14 protein-coding genes are annotated in these 16,732 nt (G+C 52.1%); 6 read left to right on the forward strand and 8 right to left on the reverse strand.

Annotation, left to right across the window (positions count from 1 at the left end):
- Positions 1–342 precede the first annotated feature (342 nt).
- The 4 genes from ACWIZX_RS14250 (at position 343) to ACWIZX_RS14265 (ending at position 4,916) form a co-directional block, all read left to right on the forward strand.
- Positions 343–1,308, forward strand: coding sequence for a carbohydrate kinase family protein (locus ACWIZX_RS14250; protein ID WP_448336250.1), 966 nt, complete (start codon positions 343–345; stop codon positions 1,306–1,308).
- Between the two features lie 19 nt (positions 1,309–1,327).
- A complete protein-coding gene (ahcY, locus tag ACWIZX_RS14255; protein WP_322793136.1) occupies positions 1,328–2,587 on the forward strand; it encodes an adenosylhomocysteinase in 1,260 nt (419 codons plus the stop codon).
- Positions 2,588–2,841: 254 nt separating this feature from the next.
- Entirely contained in the window at positions 2,842–4,002 is a 1,161-nt protein-coding gene (gene moeB / locus ACWIZX_RS14260) for a molybdopterin-synthase adenylyltransferase MoeB (RefSeq protein WP_448336251.1), read from the forward strand.
- A gap of 20 nt (positions 4,003–4,022) precedes the next feature.
- Complete coding sequence (locus tag ACWIZX_RS14265) at positions 4,023–4,916, forward strand: PIG-L deacetylase family protein (RefSeq protein WP_322793138.1); 894 nt, start codon at positions 4,023–4,025, stop codon at positions 4,914–4,916.
- Between the two features lie 9 nt (positions 4,917–4,925).
- Here ACWIZX_RS14265 and clpB read toward each other — a convergent pair whose 3' ends face one another.
- The gene (gene clpB, locus ACWIZX_RS14270) at positions 4,926–7,520 is read right to left on the reverse strand and encodes an ATP-dependent chaperone ClpB (protein ID WP_448336252.1); all 2,595 of its coding nucleotides are present in this window, start codon (positions 7,518–7,520) and stop codon (positions 4,926–4,928) included.
- A 350-nt stretch (positions 7,521–7,870) separates the two neighbouring features.
- Here clpB and lipB point away from each other — a divergent pair, with 350 nt between their 5' ends.
- On the forward strand, positions 7,871–8,608 hold the full coding sequence (lipB, locus tag ACWIZX_RS14275; RefSeq protein ID WP_448336253.1) for a lipoyl(octanoyl) transferase LipB: 738 nt from the start codon (positions 7,871–7,873) through the stop codon (positions 8,606–8,608).
- On the opposite strand, the gene ACWIZX_RS14280 is transcribed toward lipB, so the two are convergent.
- From ACWIZX_RS14280 to ACWIZX_RS14310, 7 genes are all read right to left on the reverse strand, one after another.
- Entirely contained in the window at positions 8,597–10,180 is a 1,584-nt protein-coding gene (locus ACWIZX_RS14280; RefSeq protein ID WP_322791824.1) for a Ppx/GppA phosphatase family protein, read from the reverse strand. The genes lipB and ACWIZX_RS14280 overlap by 12 nt on opposite strands.
- Positions 10,167–11,198: a CHAD domain-containing protein gene (locus ACWIZX_RS14285; protein ID WP_448336254.1), complete on the reverse strand. Its 1,032-nt coding sequence runs from the start codon at positions 11,196–11,198 to the stop codon at positions 10,167–10,169. The genes ACWIZX_RS14280 and ACWIZX_RS14285 overlap by 14 nt, the downstream gene beginning before the upstream one ends.
- Before the next feature lie 122 nt (positions 11,199–11,320).
- Positions 11,321–12,001: a phosphate signaling complex protein PhoU gene (gene phoU / locus ACWIZX_RS14290; protein WP_448336255.1), complete on the reverse strand. Its 681-nt coding sequence runs from the start codon at positions 11,999–12,001 to the stop codon at positions 11,321–11,323.
- A gap of 24 nt (positions 12,002–12,025) precedes the next feature.
- Positions 12,026–12,814 (reverse strand): phosphate ABC transporter ATP-binding protein PstB, encoded by a 789-nt coding sequence (gene pstB / locus ACWIZX_RS14295; RefSeq protein WP_322791821.1) that lies wholly within the window; start codon positions 12,812–12,814, stop codon positions 12,026–12,028.
- Between the two features lie 24 nt (positions 12,815–12,838).
- Positions 12,839–13,726, reverse strand: a complete 888-nt coding sequence (gene pstA, locus ACWIZX_RS14300; RefSeq protein WP_448336256.1) for a phosphate ABC transporter permease PstA — start codon at positions 13,724–13,726, stop codon at positions 12,839–12,841.
- Complete coding sequence (pstC, locus tag ACWIZX_RS14305) at positions 13,723–14,643, reverse strand: phosphate ABC transporter permease subunit PstC (protein ID WP_322791819.1); 921 nt, start codon at positions 14,641–14,643, stop codon at positions 13,723–13,725. Before pstC ends, pstA begins: the two co-directional genes overlap by 4 nt.
- Before the next feature lie 74 nt (positions 14,644–14,717).
- Positions 14,718–15,821, reverse strand: a complete 1,104-nt coding sequence (locus ACWIZX_RS14310; protein WP_448336257.1) for a PstS family phosphate ABC transporter substrate-binding protein — start codon at positions 15,819–15,821, stop codon at positions 14,718–14,720.
- A 371-nt stretch (positions 15,822–16,192) separates the two neighbouring features.
- Here ACWIZX_RS14310 and ACWIZX_RS14315 point away from each other — a divergent pair.
- On the forward strand, positions 16,193–16,732 hold a 540-nt coding region (locus ACWIZX_RS14315), incomplete at its 3' end, for a Crp/Fnr family transcriptional regulator (RefSeq protein ID WP_448336258.1).

Genomic DNA, 16,732 nt, shown 5'->3' on the forward strand with positions numbered 1-16,732 from the left:
GGGGGTGGGTGTGGGCGTCGGCGGGGGAAGCGTGGGTGTATTCAGGCTTTCAGGCGTTGGAGACATCTGCCCTTCAGATGGGTTTGTTGAGCGGTTGAGGGGTAAATTGCAGCTCAACATCACCAGCAGCAGAAGGATGGAAACCAGGCGGATATTTTTCATTTTGGGCATAATGCCTTATACCGGAATGTGAGGGATGTGTCAATGTTTCGAAATCTATTCGGCGGCTTTTTCAATGGTATAATCAACTCGCTCCCCAGCGGGAGCAATTTTGATGACTTTGTGGTCAGTTTCTAAACGTTGAAACAACGAACCTTTTAAGTGAAGGGTACGAAATCAAGCATGAGTATCGTTCTGACAGGCTCAATTGCCTATGATTACCTGATGACCTTTCCCGGTTATTTTAAAGACCACATCATGCCGGATCGGCTGGATTCGATCAGTCTCTCGTTTCTGGTTGATCATATGGTGCGGCAGCGGGGAGGGATTGCTCCCAACATCGCTTATACGCTGGCATTACTGGGGGAAAAACCGCTGGTATTTGGCACAGCGGGTGAGGATTTTGAGGATTACCGGCAGTGGTTGGAAAGTCACAACATTGATACCACATACATCCGCATTATACCGGGGGTCTTTACCGCCAGTTTCTTTGCCAATACCGATCTTGCCAATAATCAGATTTGCAGTTTTTACACCGGTGCAATGGCATTTGCGCGCGAATTATCACTGGAAATGCTGCAATCCCGCCCGGAAATGGTGGTCATTTCGCCGAATGACCCGGTGGCAATGGATCGGTATGTTGAGGAATGCAAGCAAATGCAGATCCCTTATGTTTATGATCCCAGCCAGCAGATTGCCCGCTCGAACCCGGAAGAATTGCGGCGAGGAGTTGACGGGGCTTACAGCCTGTTTGTGAATGAATACGAGTGGGAACTGCTGCAAAAACATACCGGCTTCAGTGGAGATTTCATCCTGCATCGGGTGCCGCTGGTGGTCATTACGCGCGGTGCAAAAGGCGCGTCCATTTACTGGCGGGCCAATGAGGTGGAAGTCCCTGCCGTACCGGTGGAAAAAATTGTAGATCCAACTGGCGTAGGGGATGCCTTCCGCGGTGGATTTTTGCGGGGGTGGCGACTGGGTTTGGATTTTGAAATTTGCGGCAAGATGGGCTCACTGGCTGCGGCATATTGTTTAGAGCAGCGTGGTACCCAATCGCATTATTTTACGATCGAAGATTTCATCATGCGTTTTCGCGCTCATTTTGATGATGGTGGTAAGCTGGAAATGATGACTCAAAAAACTGCTTAATTTTTTTAGGAGGAAACGAATGACCAATTTTGATGTGAAGGACTTAAAACTGGCAGAAGGAGGCCGACGGCGGATTGAATGGGCAGCGCGCGAAATGCCCGTGCTGCGCCAGATCCGCGAGCGGTTCGAAAAAGAACGCCCGCTGGCGGGTATTCGCATTTCAGCCTGCCTGCACGTGACTACCGAAACAGCCAACTTGATGCAAACGTTGCAGGCTGGTGGAGCAGAAGTGGTGCTGACTGCCTCGAACCCGCTTTCGACGCAGGATGACGTGGCCGCCGCGCTCGTTTCTCATTCCGAGATACCGGTATATGCAATCAAGGGTGAAAACAACACGGTTTATTACAAGCACATTCATGCCGCGTTGGATCATAAACCGCACCTGACGATGGATGATGGCGCGGATCTGGTCAGCGTTTTGCACAAAGAACGGCGGGAATTGCTGTCCAACGTGATTGGTGGGACGGAAGAAACCACCACCGGTGTCATTCGCCTGCGGGCAATGGCAGCCGATGGTGCACTGGCTTTCCCCATCATTGCCGTTAACGACGCCATGACCAAACACTTCTTCGATAATCGCTACGGCACTGGTCAATCCACCATTGATGGAATTATCCGCGCAACCAATATTCTGCTGGCTGGCAAAAATTTTGTGGTGGCGGGCTATGGCTGGTGTGGACGCGGCCTGGCGATGCGGGCGCGCGGCATGGGTGCCAATGTGATTGTGACCGAAGTGGACCCGCTCAAGGCGCTCGAAGCGGTCATGGATGGCTACCGCGTGATGCCGATGAAAGAAGCGGCCCAAATTGGGGATGTGTTCTGCACGCTGACGGGGGATATTAACGTCATTGACCGCCAGCATTTCGAAGTGATGAAAGATGGAGCGATCATCTCCAATTCCGGTCACTTCAATGTGGAAATCAACATCCCTGCGCTGGAGGGAATGTCCTCCTCCCGGCGGCTGGTGCGGCCGTTTGTCGAAGAATTTGAGTTGAAGGATGGCCGCCACATTTACCTTTTGGGTGAGGGCCGTCTGATCAACCTGGCTGCAGCCGAAGGCCATCCTGCCAGCGTAATGGATATGTCGTTTGCCAATCAGGCACTCAGCGTAGAGTATATGGTCAAGCATGCTGCCGACCTTAAGAAACAGGTTTACAGCGTGCCGGCAGAAATTGACAGCGAAATTGCCCGCCTGAAACTGGCTGCCATGGGTGTTGAAATTGACGTGTTGACCGATGAGCAGCTGCGCTATCTGAATTCTTGGGAAGAGGGCACCTGAGCCAGGACCACCGTCAGTTCGGAGTAAATCCTTTTCATACCCATTTCAGTATTTCTGACCCCTTCCAACGCTCCTTCAATATCGCCTTATGTATTGCGGGAGGTTGGAGGGGGTAATTTTGCTTTATGCCGAATCTTCACTTCTTAACGCGAAAGGAAATACTCCTTGATTGATCCGAATATTGGGCATCTTGCTTTAACTTGGGGTACTTCGTAGTACAATTGTTTCATCATCCAAACGAAGGGAAAGACCAGATGGCTCAAAAAGTCGAATTAACTCAAGAGGAAATTTTGCGCTACTCGCGCCACCTGCTCATTCCCGAAGTGGGGCTGGAAGGGCAGCGTAAGTTGAAGGCCGCCTCGGTTTTACTGGTGGGCAGCGGAGGATTGGGATCTCCGATTGCTCTGTATCTGGCGGCGGCGGGTGTTGGGCGGATTGGGATTGTAGATTATGATGTGGTTGACACCTCCAATTTACAGCGCCAGATTATTCATGATACCCGCCAGGTTGGGGTGTTGAAAGTCGAATCGGCCCGCAATCGGCTGCTTGCGCTGAACCCCTTTGTTCAGGTGGATGTCTACAATGAAGTTTTTACATCCCAAAACGCTGAACGAATTGCAGCCGATTACGATATTCTTGTGGATGGGAGTGACAACTTTCCCACCCGTTATTTGTTGAATGATTTAGCCGTGTTGAGCGGCAAGCCTTTTGTATATGGATCCATCTTTCGTTTTGAGGGACAGGTGAGTGTATTCGATGCGCGCCATGGCCCGTGTTACCGCTGTCTGTTCCCGGAACCGCCTCCGCCAGATACGGTGCCTTCCTGTGCGGACGCGGGGGTGTTCGGTGTGCTGCCCGGCACGGTTGGCTCCATTCAGGCAACCGAGGTGATTAAACTGATTCTGGGAATCGGCGAACCGCTGATTGGTAAATTGCTGCTATACGATGCGCTGGAAATGAGTATGCAGGTGATTTACCTGCGGAAAAATCCACGCTGCAAGGTGTGTGGTGAATCGCCCGAAATAACCCACCTGATTGATTACGAGGCCTTTTGCGGCGTGCCTGCACGGGCTGTACAGGAAAATGGGTTGGAAGCCGACCGGGTCATTGAACCGTCCGACTTGAAACAGCGCTTGGAAGCGGGGGACGAGGTAATCTTAGTGGATGTGCGTGATCCGGTTGAGCAGCAAGTTTCGGCATTGCCCGGCGCGCTGGTCATCCCGTTGGAGCGGTTGCCTCATCGCATCCAGGAACTTGACCCGCAGCGGGAGTACGTGCTGTTCTGCCGCACGGGTGTGCGTTCGGCAAGAGGTGTGCGTCAACTGGCGGCAGCCGGTTTTCCCAAGGTCAAGAACCTGCGCGGCGGATTGAACGCATGGGCCGAGCAGGTTGACCCGACCATGTTGAAATACTGAGGAAGATGGGGTAGGTATTAATGAGAAACCTTTCCAAAGAAAAACCGGTTTTACTGGCAGTTCTGGCTCATCCGGATGATGAAACCTTTGGCATGGGCGGCACACTGGCCTATTACGCGCGCCGAAATGTAGCAACCCACCTGATTTGCGCCACGCGCGGTGAGGCGGGCGATGTGGACGAGGAATATTTGAAAGGTTACCGCTCGATTGCCGAACGAAGGGAGGCTGAACTACGCTGTGCAGCCGGAAAATTGGGACTGGCGGGGGTTTATTTTCTCGGCTGGCGTGATTCCGGAATGCCCGGCTCGGCGGATAATCAACACCCGCAGGCGTTGATTCAGCAGCCGCTGGAGGAGGTGGCTGCTCAAATTGCGACCTTTATCCGGCGCTTGAAACCGGATGTGCTGATTACCTTTGACCCGATTGGCGGCTACCGCCATCCCGATCACATTTTCATCCACCGGGCAACCGTTGAAGCTTTTCGTCTGGCAGCCGATGAAAACTGGCAGGATGCCGAAAACCTGCCGCCCTACCGTCCGGCAAAAGTGTATTTTCAAACCATCCCGCGCGGTTTCCTGCGCTTTGTGGTGCGATTGCTGCGTTTGTTTGGCAAAGACCCGCGCAAATACGGGCGCAACCACGATATTGATCTGGTTGCCATCAGTGAGGTGGATTTCCCGACCCACGCGGTGATTGATTACCGTAAGGTAGCCGACATCCGCGACGAAGCCTCAAGATGCCATGCCAGCCAGGGCGGCGGTTCACTGACCGGAGGGTTATTCGCCCCTCTGCGGCGGATTTTTGCTTCCAAAGAACTTTACATGCAGTATTACCCGGAGCCAGAAAATGGGCGGGTTGAACGAGACCTGTTTGAAGGCATCGTTCAACTGCCGCCCTTTAAGCGTGAGGATTAATTCCGGTTATCAGGCTTCGACCGGTTCGCCGACAACAATGGACTGGAATACCAGCCCTTCGGGGGTGGCGTCCACCAGAATGGTATCACCCTCTTTGAATTCGCCCGAAAGGACTTTGAGCGCCAGCACATCCTGTACTTCCCGCTGAATGGTGCGTTTGAGCGGGCGTGCGCCAAAGTCGGGGTCGTAACCGGCCTGGGCAAGATATTCCTTGGCTGCCGGGGTTACCTCCAGTTTCAGTCCGCGCTGCATGAGCAGGTTTGCCAACCGCGCCAGCTGAATATCCACAATCTTGACCAGATCATCGCGAGTGAGCGGGTCGAAGATGACGATTTCATCAATGCGGTTCAGGAATTCCGGGCGGAAGTGCGCCTGCAAAATGCGGTTGAGCGTTTCCCGTCCGGGTTTGCCATGCGCGTGATTCAGCCACAATTCGCTGCCCAAATTAGAGGTCATGATGACCACCGTGTTGCGGAAGTCCACCGTGCGGCCCTGACCGTCGGTCAGCCGCCCGTCATCCAGCAATTGCAAGAGGACGTTGAAGACCTCCGGGTGCGCTTTCTCAATTTCATCGAAGAGAACCACGCTGTATGGCTTGCGGCGGACTGCTTCTGTCAACTGGCCGCCCTCTTCATAGCCGACATAACCCGGCGGCGCGCCAATCAGCCGTGAAACGGTGTGCTTTTCCTGATATTCGCTCATGTCAATGCGAATCATGGCTTTTTCGTCGTCAAACAGGAATTCTGCCAGAGCGCGTGCCAGCTCGGTTTTGCCCACCCCGGTTGGTCCAAGGAAAATAAATGAACCAATTGGGCGGTTCGGGTCCTGCAATCCGGCGCGGGCGCGGCGTACCGCATTGGAAACCGAGCGGATGGCGTCATCCTGCCCGACAACGCGTTGATGCAAACGTTCTTCCATGTGCAGCAGTTTCTGCATTTCGCCTTCCATCAAGCGGGAAACGGGGATGCCGGTCCAGCGCGAGACAATCTCGGCGATTTCTTCGGCGTCCACCTCTTCTTTGAGCAGTGCGCCTTCTGATTGTATCTCCTTAAGCCGGTTTTCAGCTTCGCGCAGTTTTTGTTCCAGTTCGCGCAGCAGGCCGTAGCGCAGGCGGGCAGCTTTTTCAAGGTCGTTGCGGCGTTCGGCATCTTCCATTTCAATGTTGGCCTGTTCGATCTTTTCCTTCACTTCCCGCAGGGCTGCAATGGCCTGCTTTTCAGTTTCCCAGCGGGTGTGCAGTTCAGCGGCGCGTTCGCGCAGGTCGGCCAGTTCCTGTTCCAGTTTCTCCAGCCGTTCTTTGGAGGCTTTATCTTTCTCCTTTTGCAAGGCCTGCCGTTCGATTTCCAGCTGCATGATTTGGCGATCCACTTCGTCCAGCGCCTGCGGTTTTGAGTCGATTTCGGTGCGCAGGCGGGCAGCGGCTTCGTCAATCAGGTCAATGGCTTTATCCGGCAGGTGCCGGTCGGTGATATAGCGGTGCGAAAGGGTAGCTGCCGCAATCACGGCTGCATCGGTGATGCGAACGCCGTGGTGCACTTCATAACGTTGTTTGAGGCCGCGCAGGATGCTGATGGTGTCTTCCACCGAGGGTTCCTCGACCAGCACGGGCTGGAAGCGGCGTTCCAGAGCCGGGTCTTTTTCGACGTGTTTGCGGTATTCGTCAATGGTGGTGGCGCCAATCATGTGCAACTCGCCGCGTGCCAGCATTGGCTTGAGCATGTTGCCGGCATCCATGGCGCCTTCGGCAGCGCCAGCCCCAACAACCGTGTGCATTTCATCCACAAAGAGGATCACTTCCCCTGCGGCGCTGGTGATCTCATGCAGGACGGCTTTGAGGCGTTCTTCAAATTCGCCGCGGTATTTTGCACCAGCAACCAGCGCACCCATATCCAGCTGGACAATGCGCTTGTGCTTCAGACCTTCCGGCACATCTCCGTTGACAATGCGTTGAGCCAGGCCTTCCACAATGGCGGTCTTACCCACACCGGGGTCGCCGATCAAAGCCGGATTGTTCTTGGTGCGGCGGGAAAGGATTTGTATGACGCGGCGGATTTCCTCATCCCGCCCGATAACCGGATCAAGTTTGCCCTGACGCGCCATGGCGGTCAGGTCGCGCCCGTATTTTTCCAACGCCTGATAGGTCGCTTCCGGGTTTTGGGAAGTGACCCGCTGTGTCCCGCGCACGGCTGCCAGCGCTTTCAGGATCGACTCTTTGGTGATGCCGTATTGACTGAGCCGTCGTCCTTCGATGCTCTCGGTCAGAGCCAGCAAAATATGTTCCGTTGAAACATAGTCATCCTGCATCCCCTTGGCGTAGCGTTCGGCAGAACTCAGCACATCTGCAGCCGGACGGGAAAGTCCGACTTCTCCCCCAGCGCCATAAACTTTGGGGCGTTTTTCCAATTCCTGGGTCAGCTCTTGCCGAATCGCCAGCACACTGCCAGCAATGCGGGTGATCACCGCGGGTACAACCCCGTCCTCCTGCTGAATTAAAGCCAGCAGCAAGTGAGCCGGTTCGATGGCTTGATGATTCAAGTCCTGCGCCAGTCGTTGCGCCTGAAAAATGGCTTCCTGGGCTTTTTGAGTGTATTTTTCCAGGTTCATTTCAACCTCCTGATAACTCCATGATTTTTAAAATTACCAATAAATCCCTTGCGGGTCTATAATGGCTGTAATCATGCTATGCTTCTAATGTTAGATTCCTGTCGGCAAAATATTAGAGAATGTTAAGAAATGACCTGTCTTTGCTCTGTTTTACCGGTATACTTTGATTTTAACGTGAGTTTGGGATAAGATAAAAATATTGTAGGCAATGCCAATGCCCACCTGCATCTCCCCCAAAATCGCCACTGCGATTTTGGGGGAGGCAGGAGGGGGATGAAAATTCGAAAGTTGATGTAAAAATGATTTATCCCGAATTGACGTTTATTAAGAACAAAGAGGTTTGGAACAAGATGGAAACAATCTCGTCTTGTCTGATTTACTGGCTGGGAGAAGTGGAATATCAGCAAGCCTGGGACTTGCAAAATTTGCTGGCGGAGCAAATTGCCGCTGGAAAACAGCCGCCCAGTCTGCTTTTGCTGGAACATCCGCACACCTATACCATTGGACGGCGCGGCGGACGTGAGCATATTCTCTGGTCAGAGGAAGAAATTAAGCGGCGGGGCATAGCCGTTTTTGAGGTGGACCGCGGCGGTGATATTACCTATCACGGGCCGGGTCAACTGGTGGGCTATCCCCTCTTACCGCTGGCTTCAGCAGGCTGGCAGGGCGAACGTCTGCCGCAAGCCGATTTTGTCGGTTATGTGCGAAAACTGGAAGAGGTTCTCATCCGGACGCTGGTGTACTACGGAATTGAAGCTTATCGCCGCGAAGGGCTGACTGGCGTTTGGGTGAATAAACCAGCCGAAGAAGTTTCATTGCCGGTGAAAATTTCCTCGATTGGAGTCAAGGTAGATGCGAAGGGTGTTTCCCGGCATGGGTTTGCGTTGAACGTTCAGCCGGAAATGGTTTACTGGCAGGGCATCATCCCCTGTGGATTGGATGGTGTGCAAATGACAGCCATGGCTGAGTGGCTTTCTCCCTGTCCATCCGTTCAACAAGTGGCGCAAGAGGTGAGCCGTTACTTTGAGTCGGTGTTTGGTTGTGCGGCTGAATGGCAAACCGCTTTACCGGCAGGTTTACACCGCTGATTTGGCAATCACCCGTACGACCAAAGGGCGGTTGAAAGTCTTCTCAAAGGCTTCTAAATGAGATTCAACGCCCCATTGCTCTAACTGGCAGTCCTGATCGGAAAACATTTCCAGGATGACTTCTTTCTTATCTCCGGACACAAAACGGGCACGGTGTACGGCGCCGATGTGACTGCGGTCAAGGCTTTCAGCCAGCCGCAGGATCATGCCCAATACCTTTACGGCTGTTTGTGAGTCTTTATCCAGTGCGGCAAATTCCGGTTCTTTTTTACTTGGCAGCGCTTTGCGGTGATGCAAACTTGCCAGTGCCATAATGGCGATTTCTTTCTGATCAAAACCGAGCAGATCGGCGTTGCGAATCAGGTAGTAAGTATGCATCTGGTGGTTTTGGTAGGAAAGAAACGCGCCGATGTCATGCAGCAAGGCAGCATATTCCAACAATTCGCGTTCCCAGCGGCCTAACCGATGCAAGCCAATTTGATACCCTGAATCATACAACTGCAAAGCAAGGCGGGCAACATGGCGGGCGTGCGGCTCATCAAAGTTGACGGTGCGCGCCAGATGCAACACAGAGCGTTCGCGTACGGTCATTTGACCCAGCATGAGCGATTGATCGGTGCGGGAAAGATAATCAATCAGCAGGCCGTCCCGCAGCCCGCGTTCACTGGGACGGAAGGAAGGCAGTTTGAGTTCTTCCATGATGGTATCAATGATAGCTGCCCCGGCAATAATAATGTCTGCCCGCTCAGGGTTTATACCGGGAATCTGGCGGCGTTCTTCCAGGTTGGCCTGACAAAGAACCTGAATGACTTCTTTGAGTTGGGCGTGGGTGATTTCATCTTCGCGCTCCAGTTTGCGCTTGAAAAAGCGGTGGGCGGCGATGTCTGCCAGGTTGAGGATTGTGCCGGAAGAGCCATAAACCACATCAATTTTGTACGGCTGAACGCGCTGAACGGTGCGCACTATGATGTTCCGGACGTAATTTTGAATAAGGGCATAGCGAATGGGAGAGATGGGTTCCTGTTCGTTGGGCAGGAAGAACATGGTGGTCAGGCGAATAGCCCCCAGTTTCAACGAATCGAGCAGGTGATACTGCTGTCGGTCACCCACAATAATCTCGGTACTGCCGCCGCCAATATCAATGAACAATGCCTGCCGATCTGCCAGGTGAACACCCGAAGCCACACCCAGATAAATCAAACGGGCTTCTTCCAGACCGGAAATGGCGCGTACATCCAGGCCGGCTTCGTCCTTCAGGCGCTGAATAAACTCGCTTTTGTTGCTGGCTTCGCGAGTGGCAGATGTGGCTACGGCAATGATTTCTTCCGCCTGACGCTGACGGGCCAGTTCGGCAAACTTTCGGCAAACGATGATAGCACGCTCCATGGCTTCGGGTTGAAGGGTTTGTTCGATAAATTCGCCCTCTCCAAGGCGGACGACTTCTTTTTGGGCGGTCAGCACCTGATAGGTTTTATTCGGGTTGATGCGTACCAGCAAAAGGCGGATGGAATTGGTGCCAATATCAATAAATCCCACCACCCGGCTTTTGGGGGGAATTTCAGGATTCTCCATTTTTCTCCTTTTCCTCTTGCTTGTTTTCTTCGGCGGGGTGCGTTTCGGCGGGGTTATTGTCCAGCAGATGGGAAATGGACACCCTCTGGCGCAGTTTATCCCACAAATTTTCCTGCTGCCATTCCTTCCACGAGTCCACAAATTGATGGTAGAGGGACTGCCGTTCTTGCTGGCGGAGTTCACGGTAAAAAAGCAGACCCGGCAGCAGCCGTTTGAAAGGGCGGGCATGCCCAAAATAGTCCACCGTGCGCTGGCGTTCCTCTTCAATGAATTGCGGCAGGTATTCAATCCAGACATCGGCATCGTGAATCGCGCCCAGCAAGTCCTGACATTGGCGCAGTGATTTGACGAATTTCTTCAATTCATCTTCATACAGGGGGGCAAAGAATTCCAGCGTGTAACGCAAATGTTTGCCGGCAATCCGCATGGCGTGCAGTTCGGTCACACATTCCGGTTGAAAAACATAGGGTTCGAAGGCAAGGAATTCGTCCAGCCGGGCTTGAATGTGCTCATCTGCCAGTTTTCGTAACGCCGGATCTTGCAAATCCAGTTGATTTTTGTAGATTTCAAAGGGTGCAAGTTTCTGAGTAATCTCCGCCACAAGGGTATCTTTTTCCAGACGGCGCAAGGCTTTGAGAACATCTTTTTGCAATTCGCGGCGGCGCTGCCGCATCCGCAGCAACAGTCGGCGCACGCCGGCCCGTTCCGGCGGGGTCAGACGATTGACCAGATCGGTCAAGTGCTCGATTTGAACATCGGTATCGCGTGCGGCGCCCAGCGCACGGGTGATGGCGCGGATGCGTTTGCGCCAGTTTTCGTGCCGCCGCGGGGCAAGGAAAGGCCCAAAGATGGGCAAGGCACTGCGCAGCCGGCGGGTGGCAACCCGCATGCGGTGAACGGCTTCGATGTCCTCTGCTTTTTTGACGCCTTCAATTTCATCCACCATGGCGCTTAACTGATGCAGGATGATGGACGAACCAAATATTTGAATATTGGGGCTGACGGGAGATTTTGGCATGAGGGCACCTCGTTTTGCTGACTAATTCTCATTATAGCATTTTACGAGGGGCTTTAAGAAGGATGAGAAAACCCCCGCAGGTGCTCCGCGGGGGGGATAGCCTTTGTAATTGGGTTGAGACTTTACACGTTGGCGTCGTCTTCGTCCATCCCGTCAATCTCGAACAATTCACCGGTTGCACTGAAGACGGTGCGTTCACAAATGTTCGTTACCCGGTCGGCTAAGCGTTCCAGATTGTGGATGACCCATAGCATCAGGTTGGTGTGATCAATCAGATTGGGGTTGGCAATCATGGCTTCAATGATTTTTCGGTAAGCCTGATTGAACAGTTCATCTACCTGATCATCCTCTTTGGGAATGGCTAATGCCTGAGAGGAATTTTCTGAAATGAATGCGCCCAATGCGCGGTGCAGCATGCTGACGGCAATTTCCGCCATTTTTTCAATTTCCTGAATGGGGATGACTACTTCACCTTCACCAAGGCGGGTAACCACTTTGGCGATGCCTTTGGCGTAATCTCCCATCCGTTCCAGCTCGGTGTTGACTTCCAGCATGGCGGTCATCCCGCGCAGGTCGCGCGCCATCGGCTGCTGAGTAGCCATCAGGGTAATAATGGCATTTTCGATAGCAAAGCGTTTTTCGTTGATGACCTGATCCTGTTCAAAGATCTCGTGCGCCAGGTGAGTATCGCGGTTTTTCAAAGCCTGAACGGCGGAGAGGGTGGCTTGCTCCACCATGCTGCCAAGGATGAGGATTTCGTCCTGGATCTGGTTTATCTGTCGGATAAGGGTATCGCGTGGCATGGGAAAGCCTTTCCTGGAGTAAGTTTAGCCAAAACGGCCGGTGATGTAGTCTTCGGTGCGTTTGTCTTTCGGGCGGGTAAAGATGAGGTCGGTACGGTCAAATTCGATGACCGTTCCGGAGCGTTCTTCGTTACCGGTAAGCATCATCATTGCCGTGTAATCGGAAACGCGGGCAGCCTCTTGCATGTTATGGGTGACAATTACAATTGTATAATTTTCTTTCAGTTCTCGCATCAAATCTTCGATCTTGAGAGTGGCGATGGGGTCCAATGCCGATGCAGGTTCATCCATCAAAATCACTTCGGGTTTGATGGCAATTGCCCGGGCAATGCACAGGCGCTGCTGCTGCCCGCCGGATAGAGATAGACCGCTTTGGTCCAATTTATCCTTCACCTCGTCCCATAAAGCTGCACCACGCAAAGCCTGTTCTACCAGGTCATCCAGTTCCGATTTTGAGCCGCGAAATCCGTTGATCTTCAACCCCCAGGCGATATTTTCATAAATGGATTTGGGAAAGGGATTTGGTTTTTGAAAGACCATGCCGATTCGCCTGCGCACTTCCACAGGGTCAATGGAGGGATCGTAAATATCTTCACCGTTGAAGAGGATTTTACCCTCTGATCGCGCGGAAGGCACCAGTTCGTTCATGCGATTAAAGGCGCGCAGCAGGGTGGATTTACCACAGCCCGACGGCCCGATGATCGCCGTAATCTGGTGACGATGTACTTTGAAGTTCACATCTTTTACGGCCAGAAAATTCCCGTAGTAAATGTTTAGATTTTGCGTTTCCAGAATGTAGTGATTGTTGTCCATTGCAATTTTATGCTCCCAGTTATTTTACCACCGGATGATCAGTCGGTTTCGCAGCCAGATAGCCAGAGCGTTCATGGAAAGCAAGACAAGCAGCAATATTATAATGCCTGCAGCTGCTAACCCATGAAAGGATGATTGAGGCAGTGAGACCCAGTTGAAAATTTGAATGGGCAAGACGGTGAAGATGTCAAATGGCCCTTTTGGGTCGAAGGCGATATAGGTCAACGCCCCAATGGTGATCAGGGGAGCCGTTTCTCCGATGGCGCGAGACATGGCTAAGATAACCCCGGTCATAATTGCCGGAGCGGAATAAATCAGGACATGATCGCGGGATACTTCCCAATCGGTTGCTCCCAGTGCAAGAGCAGCCTGACGAATAGAACGCGGAACAGCGCGAATCGCCTCGCGGGTGGTGACAATGATGATGGGAAGTACCAGTAAAGCCATGGTCATTGCCCCTGCAATGAGGGTGCGTCCCAGTCCCAACTGACGGACAAATAGCCCCAATCCAAGTAAGCCGTATATGATGGATGGAACTCCTGCCAGATTTGCCACATTAATTTCGATGAAGCGGGTGATGCGGTTTTGAGGGGCAAATTCTTCAAGGTACACGCCTGCACCAATCCCAATTGGAACAGCCATAGCCGCAGTGAGTACCATCAACCAGATTGAGCCTTGTAAGGCGGAACGTAAACCGGCCTTTTCCGGAAAGCGGGAAGGAAACTCAGTGAAAAGCCGTGTGCTTAACCAGGGTAAGCCGTCAAAAAATACATCAATGAGGAGGGTTAGCAGCATGGCAATTCCCAGTAAGACGGCGAAAAAGGCAAGAATTTCGAAAATTTTGCCTTTGATCTTCCGTATTGAAAGATCACGCTCAAAGTTCACATCTCTTATTAGGGTGGTGGTACTCATTCGTATCTCTCCCTGAAGCGTTTGGTGATGAAGTAGCTGACGATATTCATGACCAGGGTCATCACAAACAGCAACATTCCAACGGCAAAGATGGTTTTGTAGGCAATACTCTGATGAGGGGTATCTCCCAAACTGACTTGCACGATGTAAGCAGTCATGGTTTCGATGGATTCAAGCGGGTTGAGGGTCAACTTGGGCTGCTGTCCGGCAGCAATGGCTACGATCATCGTTTCACCAATGGCGCGTGAAACTGCCAGAATAAACGCCGCCGCCACACCGGAAAGAGCAGCCGGTAAGACCACCTGCGTGGCTGTTTCGAACTTGGTGGCTCCCATTGCATAGGCTGCTTCGCGCAACGAGCGGGGTACTGCCGAAAGCGCATCCTCCGATACAGAAGCCATGAGCGGTAAAATCATAAAGCCCATGGCAATGGATGCACTGGCGGCGTTGAAGATTTGAGTTTGTGGGAACAGGTCTCGCAGAATGGGTGTGATAAACAAAAGCGCAAAATATCCATACACAACGGTAGGAATGCCGGCCAGAATCTCGAGTATTGGTTTTAAGATTTTGCGCAATCTCTCCGAGGCATATTCACTTAGAAAGATAGCAGCCAGTAAACCTAGTGGTACCGCAACCAGCATTGCACCGGCTGCCACCAGCAAGGTGCCGTTGACAAGGGGCAGAACGCCAAATCGTTTTGAGGCGAACAACGGCGTCCAGCGCGTATCGGTGAAAAATTCGATGATGGATACTTCCTGAAAGAACAACACCGTTTCTTTGAGAAGTTCGTAAATTATTCCTGCGGTCGTACCCACAGAAACGAATGCAAAGATGAAAGTAAGCGCCCTTACAAGCACTCTTTCGCGGTTGCGCTTTTGGTGGTTCAGGGAAACCAGGGATTTAATTGTGGTAGTCATCTTGTCCCTCTTTGACACAGGGAATGGGACGAGTAGTGTCGTCCCATTCCCGGATAGTAAGAACCTTCCAAACCTTATTCTTTGGCAAGCAGATCGGCCAGCGATACGCCGATAGTCGAACCTTGACCTTCAAAGATGGAACCGGTTACGCGGTTATCATAACGTTTTTGAGCCAGCGCGTAAATTTCATCCGTTAGCGGGATATAGCCGACTTCACGCGAAAGTTGCCCGGCATTTTTCAGGTAGAAGTCAATGAACAGGCTGATTTCATCTTTCTGATCCACCCGGGCGCGGTTCACGTAAATGAACAGCGGGCGGGAAAGCGGCTGATAAGTGCCTTGAGAAACTGTGGTGAGATCGGGCAGAACACAATTGCCATTACCGTTGTCAATTGCCACGAGTTTCAGTTTATCCTGGTTTTCTTCAAAATAAGCCAATCCGAAGAAGCCGAGTGCGTTGGGATCACCGGCGATGCCCTGCACGAGCACGTTATCATCCTCACTGGGCAGGAAGTCGCCGCGGCTGGAACCCTCTTTTCCAACAATGGCAGCAGTGAAGTAGTCATAGGTGCCCGAGTCCGTACCGGCGCCGTACAGGGTCAACGGTTGATTGGGGAAGCCCTCGCGCACCTGACTCCAGTTGGTGATAACACCTTCGGCTTCAGGCTGCCAGATTTTCTTCAACTCTTCAACGGTCAGACAAGCTGCAAAATTGTTGGATGGATTGACCATGACAGCCAGACCATCGAAGGCAACCGGTAATTCGATGTACTCAATGCCGTTTTTCTGACAAAGTTCAACTTCAGAGGGTTTGATGGGGCGGGAAGCATCGGAAATATCCGTTTCGCCGTTGCAGAATTTCTTGAAACCGCCACCGGTGCCTGAAATCCCCACCGGAACGCGCACTTCCGGATAAAGTGCCTGGAATTCTTCAGCAACTGCCTGGGTAATCGGGGCAACGGTGCTGGAACCGTCCACCAGGATGGTGCCTTCCACGGGGCCAGCAGTGGGGGTAATGACTTTCTCTACTTCAACTACCTGAGTTTGGATGACGGTCTTTTCAACGATTCTTTCTGGCGCCTCGGTTACGGCGGCAGGGGTTGCGGCAGGGGCGCAGGCTGATAGCACCAGTCCTGCTACAACCAACAAAAAGAACAATGGGCGAACTTTAGCAAACATACATTTCTCTCCTTTTGTGATAGGGTTTTGAAAATTACTCACTCATCATAACAGGCGCTGTTTAATGACAGTCAATGGACAGGTTAAGGACTGGTTAAATAAAATTTAATCTTGTGTTTTCGGTCACCGATAACAGGATGTTTTCTAAAATTCGACCGTGAAAGCGAATCTGAACAGGTTGAAAGACCGATATATAATTGAATATGAATGTGCCTTTTGGCAAAATCCGGCAAGTAATGCCACAACCCCTTCCCCGCAAAAAAATTGCTGGGGCGATGTTGGATGAAGTGCGGGTTGGCGGCTGAAAATGCTGGGTTGATGTGGAATCAACTTATCCGGAGCTGACGTCAAACATAATCGCTTAGATTTCCATGAAAAACCTAAAAGAATATATTTCAATTATTCAAAAGTCCTTTCCAGCTTTCTCGCAACACGAAGCGGAGCAGATGCTTACCTCCGGCGAAGTTCGTTCATATCTGGCCGGGACTAAATTGACCGTTGAAGGAGCTTACCAAACCACATTTTTTATTCTGCTCGATGGGGAAGTTCAGGTCACCAAAAAATTCGATGAAAACGAGGAAAGGTTGTTAAAAATTCTACGGGCAGGCGACTTTTTTGGTGAAATGGCCATCATTCATGATGCACCGCGTGCTGCAACGATTACTGCGCTAACCGAAGTCGAAGTACTCGAAATACAGCGGGAAACCTTCACCCGCCTGCTGCAAGAAAATAGTCAACTTTCCCTTGCCATGGTGCGCGAAGTCAGCCGCCGTTTGCGGGAAAATGACGAAATGGCGATTGCAGATTTGCGTAAAAAAGCCGAAGAATTAAGTGAAGCCTACCGGCAGCTCTCTCAACAGGAAGCGGCGCGTCGCCAGTTTTTGACCACCATTGCTCACGAACTGCGCACG

The sequence above is a fragment of the Bellilinea sp. genome (assembly GCF_053501535.1).